At 52.9% G+C, this 18,229-nt stretch carries 15 protein-coding genes; 5 read left to right on the forward strand and 10 right to left on the reverse strand.

Features of this window, described 5'->3' with window-relative positions:
- The first annotated feature begins 292 nt into the window (after nucleotides 1-292).
- A complete protein-coding gene (locus tag SPK40_RS06270; RefSeq protein WP_248139502.1) occupies nucleotides 293-2,167 on the forward strand; it encodes a monovalent cation:proton antiporter-2 (CPA2) family protein in 1,875 nt (624 codons plus the stop codon).
- A 92-nt stretch (nucleotides 2,168-2,259) separates the two neighbouring features.
- On the opposite strand, the gene SPK40_RS06275 is transcribed toward SPK40_RS06270, so the two are convergent.
- The gene (locus SPK40_RS06275) at nucleotides 2,260-3,072 is read right to left on the reverse strand and encodes an alpha/beta fold hydrolase (protein ID WP_330959792.1); all 813 of its coding nucleotides are present in this window, start codon (nucleotides 3,070-3,072) and stop codon (nucleotides 2,260-2,262) included.
- A gap of 402 nt (nucleotides 3,073-3,474) precedes the next feature.
- Here SPK40_RS06275 and SPK40_RS06280 point away from each other — a divergent pair, with 402 nt between their 5' ends.
- Nucleotides 3,475-4,458: an LLM class flavin-dependent oxidoreductase gene (locus tag SPK40_RS06280; RefSeq protein WP_330959793.1), complete on the forward strand. Its 984-nt coding sequence runs from the start codon at nucleotides 3,475-3,477 to the stop codon at nucleotides 4,456-4,458.
- A gap of 79 nt (nucleotides 4,459-4,537) precedes the next feature.
- Here the strand turns inward: SPK40_RS06280 and SPK40_RS06285 are convergent, their stop codons facing one another.
- Nucleotides 4,538-5,458 carry a DMT family transporter gene (locus SPK40_RS06285; RefSeq protein WP_248139496.1) on the reverse strand — a complete coding sequence of 307 codons (921 nt, stop codon included), beginning with the start codon at nucleotides 5,456-5,458 and terminating at the stop codon, nucleotides 4,538-4,540.
- 93 nt (nucleotides 5,459-5,551) lie between these two features.
- Between SPK40_RS06285 and SPK40_RS06290 the strand changes: the two genes are divergently transcribed.
- Nucleotides 5,552-6,484: a LysR family transcriptional regulator gene (locus SPK40_RS06290; RefSeq protein WP_330959794.1), complete on the forward strand. Its 933-nt coding sequence runs from the start codon at nucleotides 5,552-5,554 to the stop codon at nucleotides 6,482-6,484.
- A 107-nt stretch (nucleotides 6,485-6,591) separates the two neighbouring features.
- Here SPK40_RS06290 and SPK40_RS06295 read toward each other — a convergent pair whose 3' ends face one another.
- Nucleotides 6,592-7,560 (reverse strand): NAD-dependent epimerase/dehydratase family protein, encoded by a 969-nt coding sequence (locus tag SPK40_RS06295; RefSeq protein WP_330959795.1) that lies wholly within the window; start codon nucleotides 7,558-7,560, stop codon nucleotides 6,592-6,594.
- 224 nt (nucleotides 7,561-7,784) lie between these two features.
- Here SPK40_RS06295 and SPK40_RS06300 point away from each other — a divergent pair, with 224 nt between their 5' ends.
- Nucleotides 7,785-8,507: a type 1 glutamine amidotransferase domain-containing protein gene (locus tag SPK40_RS06300; RefSeq protein WP_330959796.1), complete on the forward strand. Its 723-nt coding sequence runs from the start codon at nucleotides 7,785-7,787 to the stop codon at nucleotides 8,505-8,507.
- Nucleotides 8,508-8,562: 55 nt separating this feature from the next.
- On the opposite strand, the gene SPK40_RS06305 is transcribed toward SPK40_RS06300, so the two are convergent.
- The 4 genes from SPK40_RS06305 to SPK40_RS06320 all read right to left on the reverse strand — a co-directional run bounded on the left by SPK40_RS06305 (nucleotide 8,563) and on the right by SPK40_RS06320 (nucleotide 14,020).
- Nucleotides 8,563-8,994 carry a MerR family transcriptional regulator gene (locus tag SPK40_RS06305; protein ID WP_330959797.1) on the reverse strand — a complete coding sequence of 144 codons (432 nt, stop codon included), beginning with the start codon at nucleotides 8,992-8,994 and terminating at the stop codon, nucleotides 8,563-8,565.
- Nucleotides 8,995-9,220: 226 nt separating this feature from the next.
- A complete protein-coding gene (locus tag SPK40_RS06310; RefSeq protein ID WP_330959798.1) occupies nucleotides 9,221-9,571 on the reverse strand; it encodes a hypothetical protein in 351 nt (116 codons plus the stop codon).
- A complete protein-coding gene (locus SPK40_RS06315; RefSeq protein ID WP_330959799.1) occupies nucleotides 9,568-12,747 on the reverse strand; it encodes an efflux RND transporter permease subunit in 3,180 nt (1,059 codons plus the stop codon). The genes SPK40_RS06310 and SPK40_RS06315 overlap by 4 nt, the downstream gene beginning before the upstream one ends.
- 13 nt (nucleotides 12,748-12,760) lie before the next feature.
- Nucleotides 12,761-14,020: an efflux RND transporter periplasmic adaptor subunit gene (locus SPK40_RS06320; protein WP_330959800.1), complete on the reverse strand. Its 1,260-nt coding sequence runs from the start codon at nucleotides 14,018-14,020 to the stop codon at nucleotides 12,761-12,763.
- Between the two features lie 365 nt (nucleotides 14,021-14,385).
- Between SPK40_RS06320 and SPK40_RS06325 the strand changes: the two genes are divergently transcribed.
- On the forward strand, nucleotides 14,386-15,294 hold the full coding sequence (locus tag SPK40_RS06325; RefSeq protein ID WP_248139483.1) for an AraC family transcriptional regulator: 909 nt from the start codon (nucleotides 14,386-14,388) through the stop codon (nucleotides 15,292-15,294).
- A gap of 32 nt (nucleotides 15,295-15,326) precedes the next feature.
- On the opposite strand, the gene SPK40_RS06330 is transcribed toward SPK40_RS06325, so the two are convergent.
- From SPK40_RS06330 to SPK40_RS06340, 3 genes are all read right to left on the reverse strand, one after another.
- Nucleotides 15,327-16,463 (reverse strand): NADH-dependent flavin oxidoreductase, encoded by a 1,137-nt coding sequence (locus tag SPK40_RS06330; RefSeq protein ID WP_330959801.1) that lies wholly within the window; start codon nucleotides 16,461-16,463, stop codon nucleotides 15,327-15,329.
- Between the two features lie 142 nt (nucleotides 16,464-16,605).
- Nucleotides 16,606-17,526 carry an AraC family transcriptional regulator gene (locus SPK40_RS06335; RefSeq protein ID WP_330959802.1) on the reverse strand — a complete coding sequence of 307 codons (921 nt, stop codon included), beginning with the start codon at nucleotides 17,524-17,526 and terminating at the stop codon, nucleotides 16,606-16,608.
- The gene (locus SPK40_RS06340) at nucleotides 17,516-18,190 is read right to left on the reverse strand and encodes a flavodoxin family protein (RefSeq protein ID WP_330959803.1); all 675 of its coding nucleotides are present in this window, start codon (nucleotides 18,188-18,190) and stop codon (nucleotides 17,516-17,518) included. The genes SPK40_RS06335 and SPK40_RS06340 overlap by 11 nt, the downstream gene beginning before the upstream one ends.
- Nucleotides 18,191-18,229: the final 39 nt, after the last annotated feature.

An 18,229-nucleotide genomic window follows, 5' to 3' on the forward strand; every position in this document is an offset into this window, starting at 1 on the left:
ACCGAAGCTCAAACCCCGAACGCTACACTCCGAGCCCAACGCCCCGAACCCGACTTCCCAAACCAAGCCGCCAGTTTTGCCTGAAATTGATTTTCTGCGCTCAACACCGGGCAGATGAAATCAGTTGCGAAAAAGCCCCCGGAACCCGTAGCCCCTTGAGAAAAAAAGGCTTAAATTATCTGCTCTACACTCAAAAGACGTGCTTGTCTGTGACGCCGCTGAATCATCGGGCAAGCATAGCTTTCGACTCGTACACTGAATTGCTGACACCGCTGCTGTTCAAGGAAAAAACATGACGGAATACCTTATCTATGCCTTTATTTATCTGATTGCTGCCGTCATTGCTGTGCCGCTTGCACAGCGTTTTGGGTTAGGTTCTGTGCTCGGCTATCTGATCGCCGGCATCGTGATTGGCCCCGTGGTTGGTCTTGTCGGCGAAGAAACCACAACCATTCAGCATTTTGCCGAGTTCGGGGTCGTGATCATGCTGTTTCTGGTCGGTCTGGAGCTGGAGCCCAGATCGCTCTGGGCCATGCGCCACCGATTAGTCGGACTCGGCGGATTGCAAATCGGTCTGACTGCCCTCGCCTTTACCAGCTTTGGTATCCTGATTCACCTGCCCTGGACACTGGCGCTGGCGATCGGGCTGATCCTTGCGATGTCATCCACCGCTATCGTCCTGCAAACCTTCAATGAAAAAGGGCTCGGTAAAACGGAAGGCGGTAAAAATGCCTTTTCTGTCCTGCTGTTCCAGGATATTGCCGTCATCCCGCTACTGGCGCTGCTGCCCTTACTGGCATTGCCGGAACTAATTGAACAGGCGCAGGCTGCAACCGCTGCCGCCGCAGAGCATCATGAAGAACTGAGTCTTGTCGCGGGCTTGCCCGGCTGGGCTTATGGTCTGGTGATTACCGCTTCTATCGCCTTTGTGGTGATCGGCGGTCATTATCTCAGCAGACCCTTGTTCCGGTTTGTGGCAAGTTCAGGCTTACGTGAGATTTTCACGGCCACGGCTCTGATGCTGGTTTTAGGTGTCGCAATTTTGATGAGTCTTGTGGGACTCTCTCCGGCACTGGGCACCTTTCTGGCGGGCGTGGTCCTGGCCAACAGTGAATTCCGGCATGAGCTCGAATCCAATATTGACCCGTTCAAAGGTCTGCTGCTGGGTTTGTTTTTCATTACAGTCGGCGCCGGGATCAACTTTGACATCCTGTTCAGTAAATTCTTCACAGTCATTGGACTGACGCTGGGGGTTATCGCTTTAAAAGCCTTTGTGCTGTATATGCTGGCTTTCATCTTCCGCATCCGGAACAGCAACCGCTGGCTGTTTACCCTGAGTCTGGCGCAGGCCGGTGAATTCGGCTTTGTGCTGATCAGTTTTACCGTGCAGAACCATGTACTGCCCCCCGGACTGGCTCAGATTCTGTCGCTGGTAGTCGCCCTGTCAATGATGCTGACACCGGGACTGTTTATTCTGTTCGACAAAGTGATTCTGCCCCGCTTTGAACAGTCCTCGAATGAACGGGAAGCGGACAACATCGATGAACAAGGCACCGTCATCATCGCAGGGATTGGCCGTTTCGGCCAAATTATCAACCGCCTGCTGATTGCCAATGGGGTCAAAACTGTGGTGCTGGATCACCAGTCATCCATTATCGACACCATGCGAAGAATCAATACCAAAGCCTATTTCGGCGATGCCACCCGTCACGACCTGCTTCACACCGCCGGGATCGAGCAGGCCGCCATGGTAGTCATTGCGATGGACAATCCGGAAAGCAGCATCAATCTGGTGAAATACATCAAACACAGTTACCCCAGAGTCAAAGTGCTGGCCCGGGCCTATGACCGGGGACACATGTATCGTCTCCGTCAGGCCGGTGCCGATGTGATTGAAGCCGAAACGTATCATTCCGCACTGGAAATCGGCGGTGCAGCCCTGAGGGAACTGGGTTATCCGCCCCGGCTGGCACAACAACAGAAGCTGGCTTATAAACGGGTAACGGAAGAGCTGTCTGCCAGCCTGTATGAAGCATGGCTGGGCGAATCGGGCGGCGGTGAGCGGTTCGACAATAACTACCTCAAACTCTTCCTGCAATTTGAAGATCGAATCAAAGAAGAGATGGCGTTTGAGCGTTCGAATCATGAATCAAATCATGAGTCTTAATTACACTGATGCTTATTTTGGCCTGAATAATCCATTTTAAAACCAAACTTCTGCATATCCAGTATATGCAGAAGTTACCCTTTCATGTTGAATCAGTCGGCTATGTTTCGGTTTAAAAAACTAGAAATTTCATGTGACCAAGCTGATGGATTTTCAAGCTGAACCGCATGACCACTCTCTACTTCACCGTATTCACAATCTTTAATTCGGCTCACAACATCCTGAACCATATTTGCAGGAATCAGCGTATCGTGAGACATCCCCATCACCAGCGTTCTTGCATGAATATTTTCCAGATAATGACGAATATCAATATTCATTCCCAGTTCAATTCTGAGATTGGTATTCATGGCACTTTCACGATGACATATCTTCTCAATCATCTCTTTCCCCAGTTGGGAAAGAAATGCCGGGCTCAGGACATGGCTCAGCGCAAAAGACATCGACAACCTGGTGTTGGATTCCTCTAACGCCTTCCACGTACCAAAAATCAGCTGATGCCGGGGATCATCTGAATCACACCATGGTGAGCTGAGAATCAGTCGGTTCACATATGCCGGGTGTCGGCCAGCGAGTGCCGCTGCAACCACCGCACCCAGAGAGTGCCCAACGAGATCAACCTGACTGACGCCGTAATCATCTAAAATCGCAACGACCTGATCGACTAACGTTTCTACCGTGATGCCATCACAAGGAAGTGTGGAATCACCACAGCCAGCATAATCCGGAATAATGACTTTCCGGTTCAGACTGAACCGGGGATGAATCTGGCCAAAGCTGGACTCACCATCGCTGTTTGTGCCATGCAAGAAAACCAGCGGGGTCAGCACATCTTTTTTCTTTTCCTCAGGCAAATAGACTGTATACGAAACTCTTGAATGAGATAACTTGACTGTTCTTTTCATGAACCTTCCTGATCATACTTTGTCATTTGCCTGTCTCCACTGGTTCAATATGAGCATTCATTTCAGTCATTCACGCGATTTACCGCATCCAATCAACAGTGGTGATTGAAAAGAAACACATGGATAAGCCATGAATTTCCATTGGATTCAAAATTATCGGCTACATCGCTGAATGGAATAACCTGATTGAATTGGCCAGCACTATAGAAACATTCCTTCTCGCAATCAACCTTTTAAAAACAATAGGTTAAATATCAATAACAGATTTCTTGTTGCACGGAAAACATTCCGCCTGTAAGTGCATCCCCTATTTCAAACCAAGCATTTTTCTGTCCGTTTACCCGGTTCAAATAAACGGGCATAGTCTGACATTCATGCATCATTAATCTGAAAGAAGGGTCCATGACACTACCGCCACGCTCAATCCTGGATTTAGCGCCTGTTGTTGAAGGCGCCGATTTCTCAACAACTTATGCGCGTTCCGTCTCTTTAGCGCAGCATGCCGAAAAGTGGGGTTACAAACGGTTCTGGCTGGCTGAACATCACAACATGCCAGACATCGCCAGTGCTGCAACATCGGTGTTGATCAGCCATATTGGTGCCAAAACTTCGTCAATTCGGCTGGGTTCCGGTGGGATCATGTTGCCCAACCATGCGCCACTGGTGATTGCCGAACAATTCGGCACGCTGGAAGCCCTGTATCCGGGCCGGATTGATCTGGGGCTGGGCCGTGCGCCGGGTACTGACTATCCCACCATGCATGCTCTGAGACGTGACCCGGAACACATGGATCCGAACTTTGATGAACTGTTAGAAGAACTGCAATTTTTCATGGGTCCGGTCTCGCCCAACCAACCGGTGAAAGCCTGTCCCGGCTCCAATGCCGAAGTACCGATCTGGCTGCTGGGCTCCAGCACTTACAGCGCCCGTCTGGCCGGCATCAAAGGGCTGCCATTTGCTTTCGCCTCACACTTTGCGCCGGATGCAATGATGAGCGCGATCCAAATCTATCGCGATCATTTCCAGCCCTCCGAACAGCTGTCGCAACCTTATGTGATGATTGGGGTGAACGTGATTGTGGCAGACACCGATGAGGAAGCACAGTATCTGGGGACCACCGAGAAGAAAAAATTCCTCAATATGATCCGCGGCGTTCAGGGCAAGATCCCGCCGCCGGTCTGGAGCATGGAATCCCTGTGGCTGCCCCATGAAAAACTGCAGATTGAAAACCAGTTGCGGGAGTCGATCCACGGTGATCCCGAAACCGTTCGCAGTCGTCTGATGGATCTGGTCGAGCGCACACAAGCTGATGAGATTATGGCGAATGCCCTGATCTTTGATCAGGAGAAAAAGCTGCGATCGTATGAGTTGCTGGCGGAGCTTTGAATTGTCCCCCCACCTGATCCAGTGCTCCCGCAATCGCGGGAGCACTTGTTGAAAGAAATGAAGACAGAAACGATCGGACTCAGGCCACGCGAGCGGCTTTCCGGAACGTCAGCAGCCTTGGCAGCAGCAGGCCAAGAATCACGACGGCAATCCCGATCAGTTGCAGTGGTGTCACCGGCTGACCCATCAGAAAAGCTGTAAAGACCGCAAAGACAGGCACAAAGTTGAAGAACAGCGCTGCCGTTGGGGAACCCAGGACCCGGACACCATTCAGCCACAACAAATATCCGGCCACTGTACCGAAGACACCAATATAAACGACTTCCGTCATACCTACAGAAGTACTGCTGAAAAACTCTGCAAACGGACGGACTTCCGGGGTCGCCAGACACATCAGCCCAATCACAGTGGCACCACTGATCATGCCGACGAATGTGTAGGGGATGACAGGCATCCAGCGACTGATTCCCTGACTGCAGTAGGTGTAAAAACTCCACGCAAACATGCCGCAGAAAATCATCTTATCGCCCTGATTGAATTGCATATTGAACAGCGCATCCAGATGACCATTGGTGATCACCACCAAGACGCCGGACAAACTCACCACAAGGCTGAGACATTGCAGAAGAGTCGGCAACGTGCGCATCGCCACACAGGCAATGAGTGCCGTCATCAACGGGCTCAGCGCCATAATCAGCGAACCGTTGGTTGCCGCCGTATGTTCAAGACCGGTAAACAGGCCGAGATTCAGCCCCCCCACCCCGACTGCACTCACGGCAATCACCCAGACCCATTGTTTTGCGGTTAATTTAAACCGTTCAGAACCCATGACCAGAATATAAAGCGCCAGACAGGCCGCTGCGATGGTGAATCGCCAGAAAACCAGGGTCAGCGCATGCACTTCATTCAGAGCGTGTTTACCAATCGGAAAGCAGCTGCCCCAAAAAAAGCTGCAGATAATGAGCAGGACAACCGCTTTCATTGTTGAAGATGAGTTCATCGTTTCTCCAGATGACTTGTCAGAAGATAATCGATAGTCTATTAGTTTCAGTATATGGATAAACAGGCAAAATTAAGACAGTAAATCTCAAAAATGAAATCTAACTACTCTCTCGACGATCTGCGCTGTTTTTGTTCAGTTGCCAGACTGGGCAGTTTCAAACTGGCCGCAGAAAACCTCGGCATGCCGTTGTCCACCCTCAGCCGGCGTATCCGTCAGCTGGAGACCGATCTTCAGTTACGGCTGTTGAACCGAGATGCCCACCGTGTCTCACTGACCCACACCGGCCAGCAGTATTTTGAACGCTCAAGCACCTTATTTGATGAGCTGAGTGATATCGGGGAAGATCTGCACCGGGATAAGCATGAACCCAAAGGGAAAATTCGCATCAGTGCTCCCATTAATGCCGGGTCACAGTTTCTGCGCGACATCTTTTTAGAATTTTTACAGCAGTATCCGGAGATCCAGCTTGATCTGCAGTTTTCAAATACCCTGATCGACATTGAAGCGCAGGCCATGGACGTTGTGTTCCGGGTTGGCACCCCAGTGGTCGAAAACTGGATTGCCCGGCCTCTGAAAGATATCCATTTTATTGTCTGTGCGCACCCGAATTATCCGGTACAGGCCATCACGCACCCTGACATGCTCGGCGAACATCCTTCCATTCTCTGCCATCCGATGAACATCTGGCAGTTGGCGCACCTGAAAAACGGGCAGACGTTTGACCACCAGCCTGCCAAAGCCATTCGTATGGAAGTTGATGAAATTCGGATGCTGACCCACGCCATTCAGGCGGGTCTGGGGATTGGCTACATTCCCGATTATTACGCCCTGCCCATGATTGAACAGGGCGAACTCAGTCGTGTACTGCCCGACTGGCGCAGCAAACCCCGGACTTTATTTATGCTGTACCGAGACCGGGATCATCTGCCGATGCGGGTGCGGTTATTTGTCGCTTTTGTGATGGCACGGTTCGGGCAAACGGGCAAGGCGCATCAGCCGGATAAGCAGGCCATACACGAGTGAACCCAATCAGCTCGGATGCATTGTCCTGTGCAACTTCCACCCATTCCGGATTCAGCACAAGACGATGCTTCGTGCATTTTTCCTCCGTATCCCCTTTATGGAGGCAATCACCACGCATGGCCCGTGCCTTTCTGCTGCGTGTCTTTCTGAAGCGTACCTTCCTGCAGAATAGTCGTCAGTCCTTCGCGGAAAGTCGTGACCTGAAACTCAGGAAAACGAGCCTTGAATTTGTCTGAAATAAAGATGTTGTCCTCGCCATAGCGGGGCAAAAGCTCGGCCGCATCCCGCACGGTACGGTTGAACAATCCCGCCAGCCTGAGCTGCCAGTGTTTCACCACGTTGTAACGTCCTTCCACACCCATGATGTCCGCAGCAAGCGCAATGAACTGACGGTAAGTCAGACGGTTGTCGTCACAGGGTAAGTGCCAGGTCTGCTGGAAAGCATCCGGCGTATTGCCGAGCAGCGCCATTGCACGACTGGCATCTGGCGTGTAAATCAGGCTTCGCAGCGTATCGTCGCGCAGGAACACCCGGGCCTTTTGCCCCTGCATCAGCGGACTGAGGATTGTCGAATTGGTAATGCTCTGCGTCTTACCCGGACCGTAAAATTCAGGCGCCCTGCAAATCATGGCTTCCACCCGACCTTGCACAATGGCGTCATTCAGTTCCGTGGCAATTAATGCCCGCACCTGACCTTTCGGGCCATCCGGCTGAAATACGGTCGCTTCTGTTTGCGGTGCACTGCTCTGCGGGTACATATAGGTATTATCAAAAAATACCAGTTTCGCTCCCTGTTGCGCACACGCCTCAATGACGTTCCGCATCAGAACCGGCCATTGCGTGATCCAGCGCTGTGTATCCATTGGCAGCCCGGCAGTCAGATACACAATGTCTGAACCTTCAACCGCCCGTTGTGCAGCTTTCGGATCAAGCAAGTCAGCACTCAGCAACTGATCGGTCTGATTCACCGGTTGCGGGTTCCGGCTGACCAGCCGGATATCCGGGGTAAAATCCTGCTTCAGACTCACTGCCAGTTCTCGGCCGATCTGGCCGTTTGCCCCTAATATCGTTTGCATACCTTCGTACTCCTTCAACTGTCGATGTCTGCAATGAAGGAATCCTAAGGTTAAAGTTAACTTGAATGTCAATGGTTATGCTGAACCCTTTTCGGCGCAGCACACAACCGGATGAAAGACTTGACCTTCAAGTGACCTTTAACCTTAAGCTGCAAATATCCCGATACTCAGCAAGTGATGATGCCTTTCATCAATGTTAACCCGCCAGAACAGGAGCATCAGAGATGGCCCTGCGAATTCTTCACGTGGTCACCAACACCACACACTATGCAGACCCATCAACGCCAACCGGCCTCTGGCTGTCAGAACTCACCCACGCATGGCAGGTTTTTGCAGAATATGGATTCGAACAGGCCATTGTGAGCCCCATGGGCGGGCACGCACCACTGGACCCTCGTTCCCTCAAGTGGCCGAATCTGGACGCGACAGCCAAAGCCTGGCTGGCCGATCATCATCGGATGGCACTGCTTGAAAACACCGCCACACCCGAAGACATCGATCCGGTGCTTTTTGATGCCATCTATTTTACGGGCGGTCATGGCGTCATGTGGGACTTTCCAAATCACGCCGGATTGCAGAAGATCACGCGTGACATTTATGACCATGGCGGTATTGTTGCCTCCGTCTGTCATGGGTACTGCGGGCTGCTCAATACAAAGCTGTCGGACGGTACGCGGTTGGTCGAAGGGCGACGCATCACAGGCTTTTCCTGGCGGGAAGAGATTCTCGCGGGCGTTGCGAAAAAAATGCCCTACAACGCAGAATCTGAAATGAAGCAGCGCGGTGCACGCTTCCGGAAAAACTGGCTGCCATTGACAGCCCGTGTGGAGGTCGATGGCCGGCTGATCACCGGTCAGAATCCGCAATCGGCTCAGGCAACCGCGAAGCAGGTGGCTGTGCTGCTGACGACCGGCGCGCATTTATCAAAGATGGAATCAACAAACTGAAAAAGCGGAGGGTTCTCTGACATTCATGCTGAAAAACAACATGTTTGACAGCGGGTTAGCCTTTATCCTCTTTCGTTACCGGTTCACTCAGACCAAGTTGCGACAATACCCGCCCGGCATTCGTCGCACAATCCATATCATCGGGTTTGGCTTCTATCTCCGCCAACACCTGAACTAAATGCGCTTTGCTTTCTGTCAGTTGTTGCTGCAAGACTTCAATGTCCCGAATTTTTTCACGGAGAGTATTGACCAGCGAGTCGTGGTCCCACCGGGTTAAATCTGATGGCAATAACATGCGCAGCTCATCCAGACTGAATCCTGCTTTCTGAGCCATCAAAATCAGATGGAGTACCTGGACGGCTTCCGGCGGATACGTCCGGTAACCATTTGCCTTGCGCTGCACCACCTTCAGCAAACCAATACTCTCGTAAAAACGAATGCGGGATGGGGCAACACCTGTGCGTTTCGCCAATTCCCCAATTTTCATCGTGTCCGCCTTTTTCATCTGTCTGACCTGAACCTTCAACCAAAGGTTACCACTCTCAAGCCGGGATGACACAGATACCTCGTCATGCCTTTTGTCTCCTTTTCCGGATCAAGTGCACTCAGACGCACAATCAATCCCCAGTCAATGCTTCTGTACAGCAGGCGTAAAAAATCAGGCCGCTCCCCGCCACAATGATTCAGCGGATTGCGACCTGATATGCGGTGCGTCAGAACACGAGATTGACTGCACCGGTTGCTTCATTGGAAGATCTCAGACAGTGCGCTGCTTTTACACCCGCACTTTCGGAATCAATCCCTCCGGTGCCAACCGGTAGCCCTGGGGGCTGCCATAATAACGGCTGGACCGTCTTCTCCGGCCTTTCCGAAACCGACAGCTGCGCTAATGCCTCGGCATCGAAGATCTGTGTCCAGGCACCATCATCCTGCTGTTGCACCCCCGGAGCAGCCTCAGCAAGCTGAAACTGCCGCTCGGGAGACAGCGCACACTGAAGCACCGTCGTCAGACTGACCACACAGTACACCAGGATGCCGAGGAGTGGTTCCTGCCAGTCATTCATCCTATGGCCTCTTGGAGCTCTGATGTGGCTGACGTTTTTGCTTCACCGGACTGTTTCTGCCCCCGCTTCGCCAGCAGGTAATAAAACAGCGGGGTCAGCAAGAGTCCGAACACGGTGACACCAATCATGCCTGAGAAAACCGCAACTCCCATGGCCTGACGCATCTCGGCGCCTGCGCCGGTCGAATACACCAGAGGCGCCACACCCATGATAAAGGCAATGGAAGTCATCAGAATCGGTCGTAACCGCAACCGGCTGGCTTCCAGAATCGCTTCTTTGACCGAGTACCCCTGATCCTGCAACTCTTTCGCAAATTCGACGATCAGGATGGCATTCTTGGTGGCCAGCCCGACCAGCACGATAAAGCCAATTTGCGTCAGGATGTTGTTATCACCGCCGTAGAGCACCACCCCGCTGAGCGCAGAAAGCAGGGTCAGCGGAATAATCAGAATAATCGCCATCGGCAAGCGGACACTTTCATACTGAGCGGCCAGCACCATGAACACCAGCAGGATCACCAGTGGATACACATAGAGGTTGCTGTCTCCGGTGATCATTTGCTGATAGGTCAGTTCCGTCCATTCATAGCTCATGCCTCTGGGCAGGGTTTCAGCCAAAATTTTCTCGATGGCTGCCTGAGCTTCCCCGGAGCTGTAACCCGGTGCCGGGCCGCCATTGATCTCTGCGGTCATAAAGCCGTTGTAATGCATCACGCGGTCCGGTCCGGCGGTATCCTTCACATGGATGAAAGAATCAATCGGCACCATGTCGCCCTGCGCATTCCGGACTTTGATCTGCCCGACCTGCGCCGCATCCTGACGATACGCCTGATCGGCCTGCATATTGACCTGATACGTCCGGCCAAACAGATTCAAATCATTGACATAAGTTGAACTCAGATAGCCCTGAAGCGTCTGGAAAAGCATATCCAGATTCACGCCCTGCTGCATCGCTTTGGTTCTGTCGACTTCAATATCCAGCTGCGGCACGTTGACCTGATACCCGGAGAAAACCCCGGCCAGTTCTGGCGTCGCTGCCGCCTTTTGCATCACCGTCATGGTTGCCTGATGCAACGCCTCAAAACCCAGCCCGTTCCGGTCTTCAATCTGCAGCCGGAATCCGCCAATCGTGCCCAGGCCCATCACCGGCGGTGGCGGGAAGACCGCGACAAAGGCTTCTTCAATCCCGGCATATTGCTGATTCAGCCGGGCAGCAATCGCATAGGCGCTGGCTGCCGGATCCTGACGCTGGTCAAAATCATCCAGCATCACAAATACAATGCCGCTGTTGGAGGCATTGGTGAATCCGTTGATACTCAATCCGGGAAAGCCCAGTGTATTCGTAACCCCTGCCTGCGCCTGCGCCAGATCAGACATCTTTTTCAGCACCGCATCGGTGCGATCCAGCGAGGCTGCATTCGGCAACTGTGCGAAAGCAATCAGATACTGCTTGTCCTGCGCCGGAATATAGCCGGTCGGTGTGGTGGCAAACTGATAGCCCGTCAAACCGAGTAAGGCCACATAAGCCACAGCGGCGATTGCACCGGCACGAATCACTTTACGCACTACCACGCCGTAGCCATCTGACAAGGCGCTGAAGAACCGGTTAAACGGGTTGAACAGCCAGCGGCCAAACAGACGGTCCATGCTGCGGGTCAGCCAGTCTTTCGGCGCATCATGCCCTTTCAGCAACAGCGCTGATAATGCAGGGCTCAGCGTCAGCGAGTTGATCGCGGAAATAAAGGTTGAAATGGTAATCGTCAGCGCAAATTGCTTGTAAAACTGGCCGGTCAGTCCGGTCATAAATGCCGTCGGAATAAACACCGCAGCCAGCACCAGCGTGGTCGCGACAATCGGCCCGGTGACCTCACGCATGGCTTTTACCGTGGCATCAACCGGGGACAAGCCCTCGCTGATATTCCGCTCGACGTTTTCCACCACCACGATGGCATCGTCCACCACGATGCCGATTGCCAGCACCAGACCAAAAAGTGACAGTGCATTGAGGGAGAATCCCATCAGCAGCATAAAGGCGAATGTACCGATCAGCGACACAGGCACCGCCACCAGCGGAATAATCGACGCCCGCCAGGTTTGCAGGAACAACACCACCACAGCAACGACCAGCAGCACCGCTTCCAGCAGCGTCTGAATCACGGCTTCAATCGAGCCCCGCACGAACACCGTCGGGTCATAGGCGATTTCGTAAGACACGCCTTCCGGGAAGTCTTCCGCCAGACGCGCCATCGTCTCGCGAACATCATTGGAGATCTGAATCGCATTCGAACCGGCGGCCTGGAAAATACCGATAGCTGCGGCATCCTGATTGTCCAGCGTAGAGCGCAGCGCGTAGGAATCCGCGCCCAGCTCAATCCGGGCCACATCTTTCAGGCGGCTGATTTCACCGTGCTCACCCACGCGGATAATGATGTTTTCAAACTCTTCAACGGTCGACAACCGCCCTTTCACATTGATCAGTAACTGATAATCCGAGTGGGTTGCCGGTTGCGTGCCCAGGCTGCCCGCCACGGCCTGCTGGTTCTGCTGACGGATCGCTTCCGCGATATCCGCCGGGGTCAGATGCAACGCAGCGACCTGATTCGGATCCAGCCAGACCCGCATACTGAAGTTGCCCGCACCAAACGACCGGACAGAGCCGACACCGCTGACTTTCGCCAGCTCATCTTTCACTTTGAGATTGGCAAAATTGGATAAATACAGCATGTCGTAACGGTCATCCGGCGAGAACAGATGCACCACCATGGTCAGGTTGGGCGATGACTTTTCCGTCACCACACCCAATCGCTGCACTTGCTGCGGTAAGCGCGGCAACGCCCGGTCGACCCGGCTTTGCACCTGAGACACCGCCAGATCCACATCGGTGCCGATGGCAAAGGTCAGGGTCAGCGTCATCATGCCGTCTGCGGTGGACTGCGAAGACATATACAACATGTTCTCCACGCCATTGATTTCCTGCTCCAGCGGCGAGGCCACGGTCTGGGCAATCACGTCGGGATTCGCGCCGGGATATTTTGCGCTCACGACCACGGTCGGCGGCACGACTTCCGGGTATTCAGTGACCGGCAACTGCCAGACCGCAATACTGCCGATAATGACAAACAGCAGTGACAGCACCGAGGCAAAGACAGGTCTGCGAATAAAATATTGTGAAAACATAGAAGCGTCCTGATTACTGTGCGTCGGTCGGTTGGCGGGCGGTCAGCACATGGCTTCCCTCACCACTGCTGTTTTCTGCATAGCTTTCTTCGGTGCCCCATTGCTGAAGACGGTGGATATCCGCCAGTTGTTCTGTGGTCGCCATGTCAACGATTTTCGGTGACACCTGCATACTTGGCCGGATCTTTTGCAGACCGCTGACCACGATTCTGTCGGCTGCTGTTAAACCGGACTGCACCACCCGCAATCCGGCAACTTTCTCACCCAGGGTCACGGGCTGATAAGTCACCACATTGGCGTCATCCAGTTTGAGGACATACTTCCGGTTGAGATCAGTGCCCACCGCTTTTTCATCAATCAGAATGGCGTCATAGGGTTTGCTGGCCACCAGACGTAAACGTGCAAACAGACCGGGCATCAGCACCTGTGCTTCATTCTCAAACGTCGCACGCATCCGGATTGAACCGGTCTGCTGATTCACGGTGTTATTCACAAAATCGATATGACCCTGATATGAAAATCCGGCATCACCAGACAAAGCCATCATCACCGGGCTGGATTCAGTGGTGTCAGACACACGCAACAGGTGATTCCGGACATAATTCAGGTAGGTTTGTTCATCGACGTCAAAATAGGCGTACATCTGCTCGGTCGACACAATGGTCGTCAGTTCACTCTGACCACTGGTGACATAATTTCCCTGCGTCACCTGTGCATGGGACACACGGCCATCGATTGGGGACACCACTTCGGTAAATGAGAGCTGCAGACGGGCATGTTTGAGCGATGCTTTAAGCGCATCCAGCTCTGCTCTGGCCTGCTGTAACCCTGCCTGACGATTATCAAAGACATCGGCGGAAATGGCTTTGGTTGCATTCAGCCGCTTCGCCCGGACGAACTCGCTTTCAGCCAGCTTCAGCTGACTCTGCAGACTGACCTGCTGGGCTTCCAGCCGCTCGACTTCCGCACGGAACAGGCGATCATCAATTCTGAACAGCACATCGCCCTGATGAACCATGTCGCCTTCCCGGTAAGCCACTTCGGTCACATAACCAGACACACGGGGCATAAGGACGACATTCACAGGCGCCTGCAAACGGCCTGTATATTCGTCCCACTCCGTGATTCGCTCGCTGATCACGGGGGCCACACTGATTTGCGGAAGCGGAGGCGATGCCGGAGATTCATTGCCAAATGCTGCCCCGGAGGCGGACAGCAGAATCACAGAAATGCCGCCCCGCAGGCGGTTTCCAAATCGGTTGAAAGTCATCATCAGGCAATCCTCTCTGACGTTGATAGGCTGAATTCGAAAAATGCAATGTCGTGACCGAACCACCTCTCAGGGTTCAGATGTCACCTTGACATTCTATGTCTCATTCAGCTTATTGATATTGTCGAAACCTCGGGAATGATTGCCTATTTCTACAAAGCAGGATTTTCACCCATAGAATCAACACACTTTCGACAGACCGATCAAAGACACTAAACACTGCTCAAACCCCCTGATAACAGGCTTCCTTGCCTGTTCCTACACAATCCTTGCCTATTCCTCCGAACGCTGTCATTCCATAAAACGGTAGCCCCAGGCTTGCCTTATACTCTATAGTCGCATGTGGACAGAAAAAGACGAGTGACGGAATGACGGCGACCCAACAAGAATTAATTAATCTGGTGAATCGGCATATTGATGGGCCGGGACTGACCGAAACGGTGCTGCCAGAATTAAAGCTGATGCACAGCACGGAAAATTCCTCCTGTTCACCGACCATTTACAGCCCGATGCTGTGTTTACTGGTGCAGGGTGAAAAGCGCATTACGGCCGGCGCACGCGAACTGTTACTGAAAGGCGGAGATTTTTTACTGGTACCCGTCATGATGCCTGTGGTCGGCGAAATTCTTCGGGCTTCAGAAGAACAGCCTTACATCGGCATCAGCATTGCGCTGGATCTCAAAGAACTGACCGATTTGCTGATCGCCATGAAAGAGCCGCCCGAAGCCATCACCAAATGTCCTTACTGCATCAGAACCGTGTCTTCTGATGAAGAGATGCTGTCGGTCTTCAAACGCTTCCTGACGTTACTCGACCATCCGGAAGATATTGCCGTCATGCTGCCGCTGCTCAGACGGGAACTCATGTACAGGCTGCTCAAAAGCCCGGCGGGTGTGCAGCTTCGCCAGTTCCTGCTTCGGGACACGCAGGCCAACCGCATCAGCAAAGTGGTTGAGATGATTCAGCAGCGATACCGGGAACCGATCCGGGTTCAGGAACTGGCCGATATGGTCCACATGAGCCAGTCTTCCCTGTTCAATGCCTTCAAAGCCGTGACGTCCATGACGCCGCTGCAGTTTCAGAAACAGCTCCGGCTCAATGAAGCACGCCGGATCATGCTGCAGGACGGTCTTGACGCTTCCGCCGCCAGCTATCGGGTCGGCTATGAAAGCCCGTCCCACTTCAACCGCGAATACAGCCGGCTGTTTGGCATCCCGCCCATGACAGATATCAGCCGCCTGCGAGGCCACAAACCAACGATGGAAGACCGGATATAGTCGTAGCCCCTGAACGGGGCTACACAACAATCTTATTTTTCCAGTGGAAACCATCCCGTCGTCTGTTCAATTACCTGCCAGAGTTTATCCGGAATTGTGAGATCAGGTTTCGCATCCCGCGGCAGCGTTTCCCGCATAAAAGCCGGCACTCTGCCTTGCGCCATCTCGACCCACTCAGGATTGATCACCAGACTGCGGCCAATCGCGACCATGTCCACGCCGAGTTGCAACGCCTGCTCGGCCTGCTCCGGGCGATTGATCTGACCTGCGGCAATGACAGGGACTCGCTGTTTTACATGCGCAGCCACCAGCGAAGCGGTCGGGAGACCATCCTGATCATCGATGGGTTTATCGGTCAGCAAATCCTTGAGCGACACATGAAGATAACTGATCCCCTGCTCTATCAATCGGTTGATCAAAGCGAAGCTATCGCCTATCCGCAGCCCGCCCGATTCCGCTTCTTCCAGAGAAATCCGGTAGCCGACCAGAAACGGGCGTTGCGCGTACTGCTTTACCACGCGCTGAACTTCGTCCACCAACGCAAGCGGGAAACGCATGCGATTTTCCAGGGAACCGCCCCATGCGTCGGTCCGTTGATTGTAATGAGGCGAAAAGAAATTCTGAATCAGGAAACCATGCGCACCATGCAGCTCAATACCATCGAATCCGGCCTCAATAGCCCGACGGGTCGCCTCACCAAAAGCCTGAATCACGTCATGAATCTCTTCATCGGTTAAGGCGCGGCTGGCTTGCTGCCCGGTATTGAATGGACCGGGTGCGGCAGCCAGTTCACTCGCACTGACAATTTCACCCTTGGGTGTCAGTTCAGGCACCGCTTTGTTGCCGGCATGAAACAGCTGAAGCACGGCAGGTGCGCCACCACTTTTGGTCGCAGCTGCCAACCGGGTCAGGCTTGGCAGAAAATAATCATCCCAGGCCGCAAACTCATCGGTAAATCCAATTCCATTGGCCATGACATGAGAACAACCCGTGATGGCCAGACCGACGCCATTCACGCGACGGCGATAATATGCCAGTTCCTGTTCGGAAATCGTGCCATCGACATTCGACGACCAGGTGGTCATCGGGGCTAAGGCGACACGGTTTCTCAGGATGAAATGCTTTTGAAAATCAAACGCAGAAAATAAGGACTTTGTTTGCTCAGACACTTGGGACCTCTCTTGACCTGACATCATGCTTTGAAAACGTAACAAGACATCTGAAGAGCGTACCGAATTGTCTCTGTTAAGATTTGCCGGTTTTGACGTTGATCTTGCCTGATCCGACGAATGCGCCATGCCGAACAACAGACTAGCTGTTATGTCTCAGCCTGCGGATATCCTTCTGAGGAGGAGCGCCAAACAAGCGACTGTATTCCCTGCTGAACTGGGAAGCGCTTTCATAACCGACCATTGCGCTGGCGCGGCTGGCATCCATCTGTTGATTCAGCATCAGTTCCCGGGCCTCCTGCAACCGGAGCTGCTTTTGGTATTGCAGCGGACTGGTGCCGGTCATTGCCCTGAAATGCTGCCGGAATGTGGAAGCACTCATATGCGCCCGGTTCGCCAGCTCATCCATGCTGAATGAATGGACAAAATTTTGTTTCAGCCAGGTCACCGCTCTGGAGATATGCTCACTGGGTGAGCCTTCACTAACCAGATGCCGCAGGTGCAATCCATGTGGCCCGGTGAGCAGCCGAATCACGATCTCTTTCTGAATCAGTGGCGCAAGATGCGGTTGCATCTCGGGTTGCATGGGTAACTGAAGCAAACGAATAAAAGCATCGCAAAGCTGAGCGTCAGCCTGTTCAATCGACACCGACTGAAACATATCCCCTTTATGGGGGCGTGATAAATCCAGCTCAGTATTCACAGCCAGAATCTGAGCAATATCCAGCTGAAGCAAAATGCCCAGATAGGGCTGTTGACGCCGGGCTTCAACCACATGAGAAACCACAGGCAAATCCAGCGTTGTGATCATGCTCTTGCCCGGACCCAGTTCGTGTACCACATCCCCGATTAAAACCTGCTTTCCGCCCTGAATGGTCAGCGCGACACTGAGGGTATAGATACAGTGCAAAGGTTCAGACGGTTGATTCCGGCGATGCAGCGACAATCCGGGCACCGTCGTGACGTGATCTCCTTCTGCCCGGGCAAGGCTACCGACCAGCTCTGCCAGCACGGCAAGCTTGGTAGACAGCGATAAATAGTCCGCGTGATTCTCATTCATCATTCAGTTCATCTGCTTTTTCATCAGGTCTTTTCATCTGTCTTTTCACCAGTCTATGCTGCTCAAACTGCTGCAGCATTTCCTCTGTGGTCAGTTGGCTTCCCATCCGGCCCCGGAACACTGCAACATGCTCAAAAGATTGCGCGCCATTTGCCTTCACCAATGTCTCAAACGCATCAATATAACTTTGCTCAAAATGACTGTTATACGTATTGAACAAGACAATATGCTGGCCGGAAAATTCAGTATTTGCGGCCAACTGCCAGACTGGCGGCGCCGGACTGTACAACCAGATCGGCGCGCCTAAAAACACGGTTTCAAACTCAGACAAATCGATCGATTCCGGCGTGATGACGGCGGTTTGGCTTCGAGCGTCTTTCATCGCATTGACCCACCCCGGTAAGCCGAGCGCATAGGCTTCCGCCTGAATGAAAAGTAACGCGCCTCCTGTCTTCTCGGCAATATGACGGGCCAGTACGGCCGTATTACCGGATCGGGAAAAGACAACAATCGCAACCTTATCAGGGTTGGTCGCATCAGGCTGCGGTTCTTTCAACCGGATCCGGTTTTGCTGAACTTGTTGGTTTTCAATCCAGGTGACCACAAATGGCACCAGAAAAGCAGCCAGCAACAGGACACAGAATATCAACACAAACCATTTCATCATCTGCGTTCACATCTCTCATTGAGCAGAAGCCTGACGCTT

Origin of the sequence: Photobacterium sp. 53610 (assembly GCF_036409375.1) — a bacterium.
Lineage (GTDB): Bacteria > Pseudomonadota > Gammaproteobacteria > Enterobacterales > Vibrionaceae > Photobacterium.

Coding starts and splice junctions, on each gene's coding strand:
- SPK40_RS06270 (WP_248139502.1), top strand. CDS start 293: ATGACGGAATACCTTATCTATGCCTTTATTTATCTGATTGCTGCCGTC.
- SPK40_RS06275 (WP_330959792.1), bottom strand. CDS start 3,072: ATGAAAAGAACAGTCAAGTTATCTCATTCAAGAGTTTCGTATACAGTC.
- SPK40_RS06280 (WP_330959793.1), top strand. CDS start 3,475: ATGACACTACCGCCACGCTCAATCCTGGATTTAGCGCCTGTTGTTGAA.
- SPK40_RS06285 (WP_248139496.1), bottom strand. CDS start 5,458: ATGAACTCATCTTCAACAATGAAAGCGGTTGTCCTGCTCATTATCTGC.
- SPK40_RS06290 (WP_330959794.1), top strand. CDS start 5,552: ATGAAATCTAACTACTCTCTCGACGATCTGCGCTGTTTTTGTTCAGTT.
- SPK40_RS06295 (WP_330959795.1), bottom strand. CDS start 7,560: ATGCAAACGATATTAGGGGCAAACGGCCAGATCGGCCGAGAACTGGCA.
- SPK40_RS06300 (WP_330959796.1), top strand. CDS start 7,785: ATGGCCCTGCGAATTCTTCACGTGGTCACCAACACCACACACTATGCA.
- SPK40_RS06305 (WP_330959797.1), bottom strand. CDS start 8,994: ATGAAAATTGGGGAATTGGCGAAACGCACAGGTGTTGCCCCATCCCGC.
- SPK40_RS06310 (WP_330959798.1), bottom strand. CDS start 9,571: ATGAATGACTGGCAGGAACCACTCCTCGGCATCCTGGTGTACTGTGTG.
- SPK40_RS06315 (WP_330959799.1), bottom strand. CDS start 12,747: ATGTTTTCACAATATTTTATTCGCAGACCTGTCTTTGCCTCGGTGCTG.
- SPK40_RS06320 (WP_330959800.1), bottom strand. CDS start 14,020: ATGATGACTTTCAACCGATTTGGAAACCGCCTGCGGGGCGGCATTTCT.
- SPK40_RS06325 (WP_248139483.1), top strand. CDS start 14,386: ATGACGGCGACCCAACAAGAATTAATTAATCTGGTGAATCGGCATATT.
- SPK40_RS06335 (WP_330959802.1), bottom strand. CDS start 17,526: ATGATGAATGAGAATCACGCGGACTATTTATCGCTGTCTACCAAGCTT.
- SPK40_RS06340 (WP_330959803.1), bottom strand. CDS start 18,190: ATGATGAAATGGTTTGTGTTGATATTCTGTGTCCTGTTGCTGGCTGCT.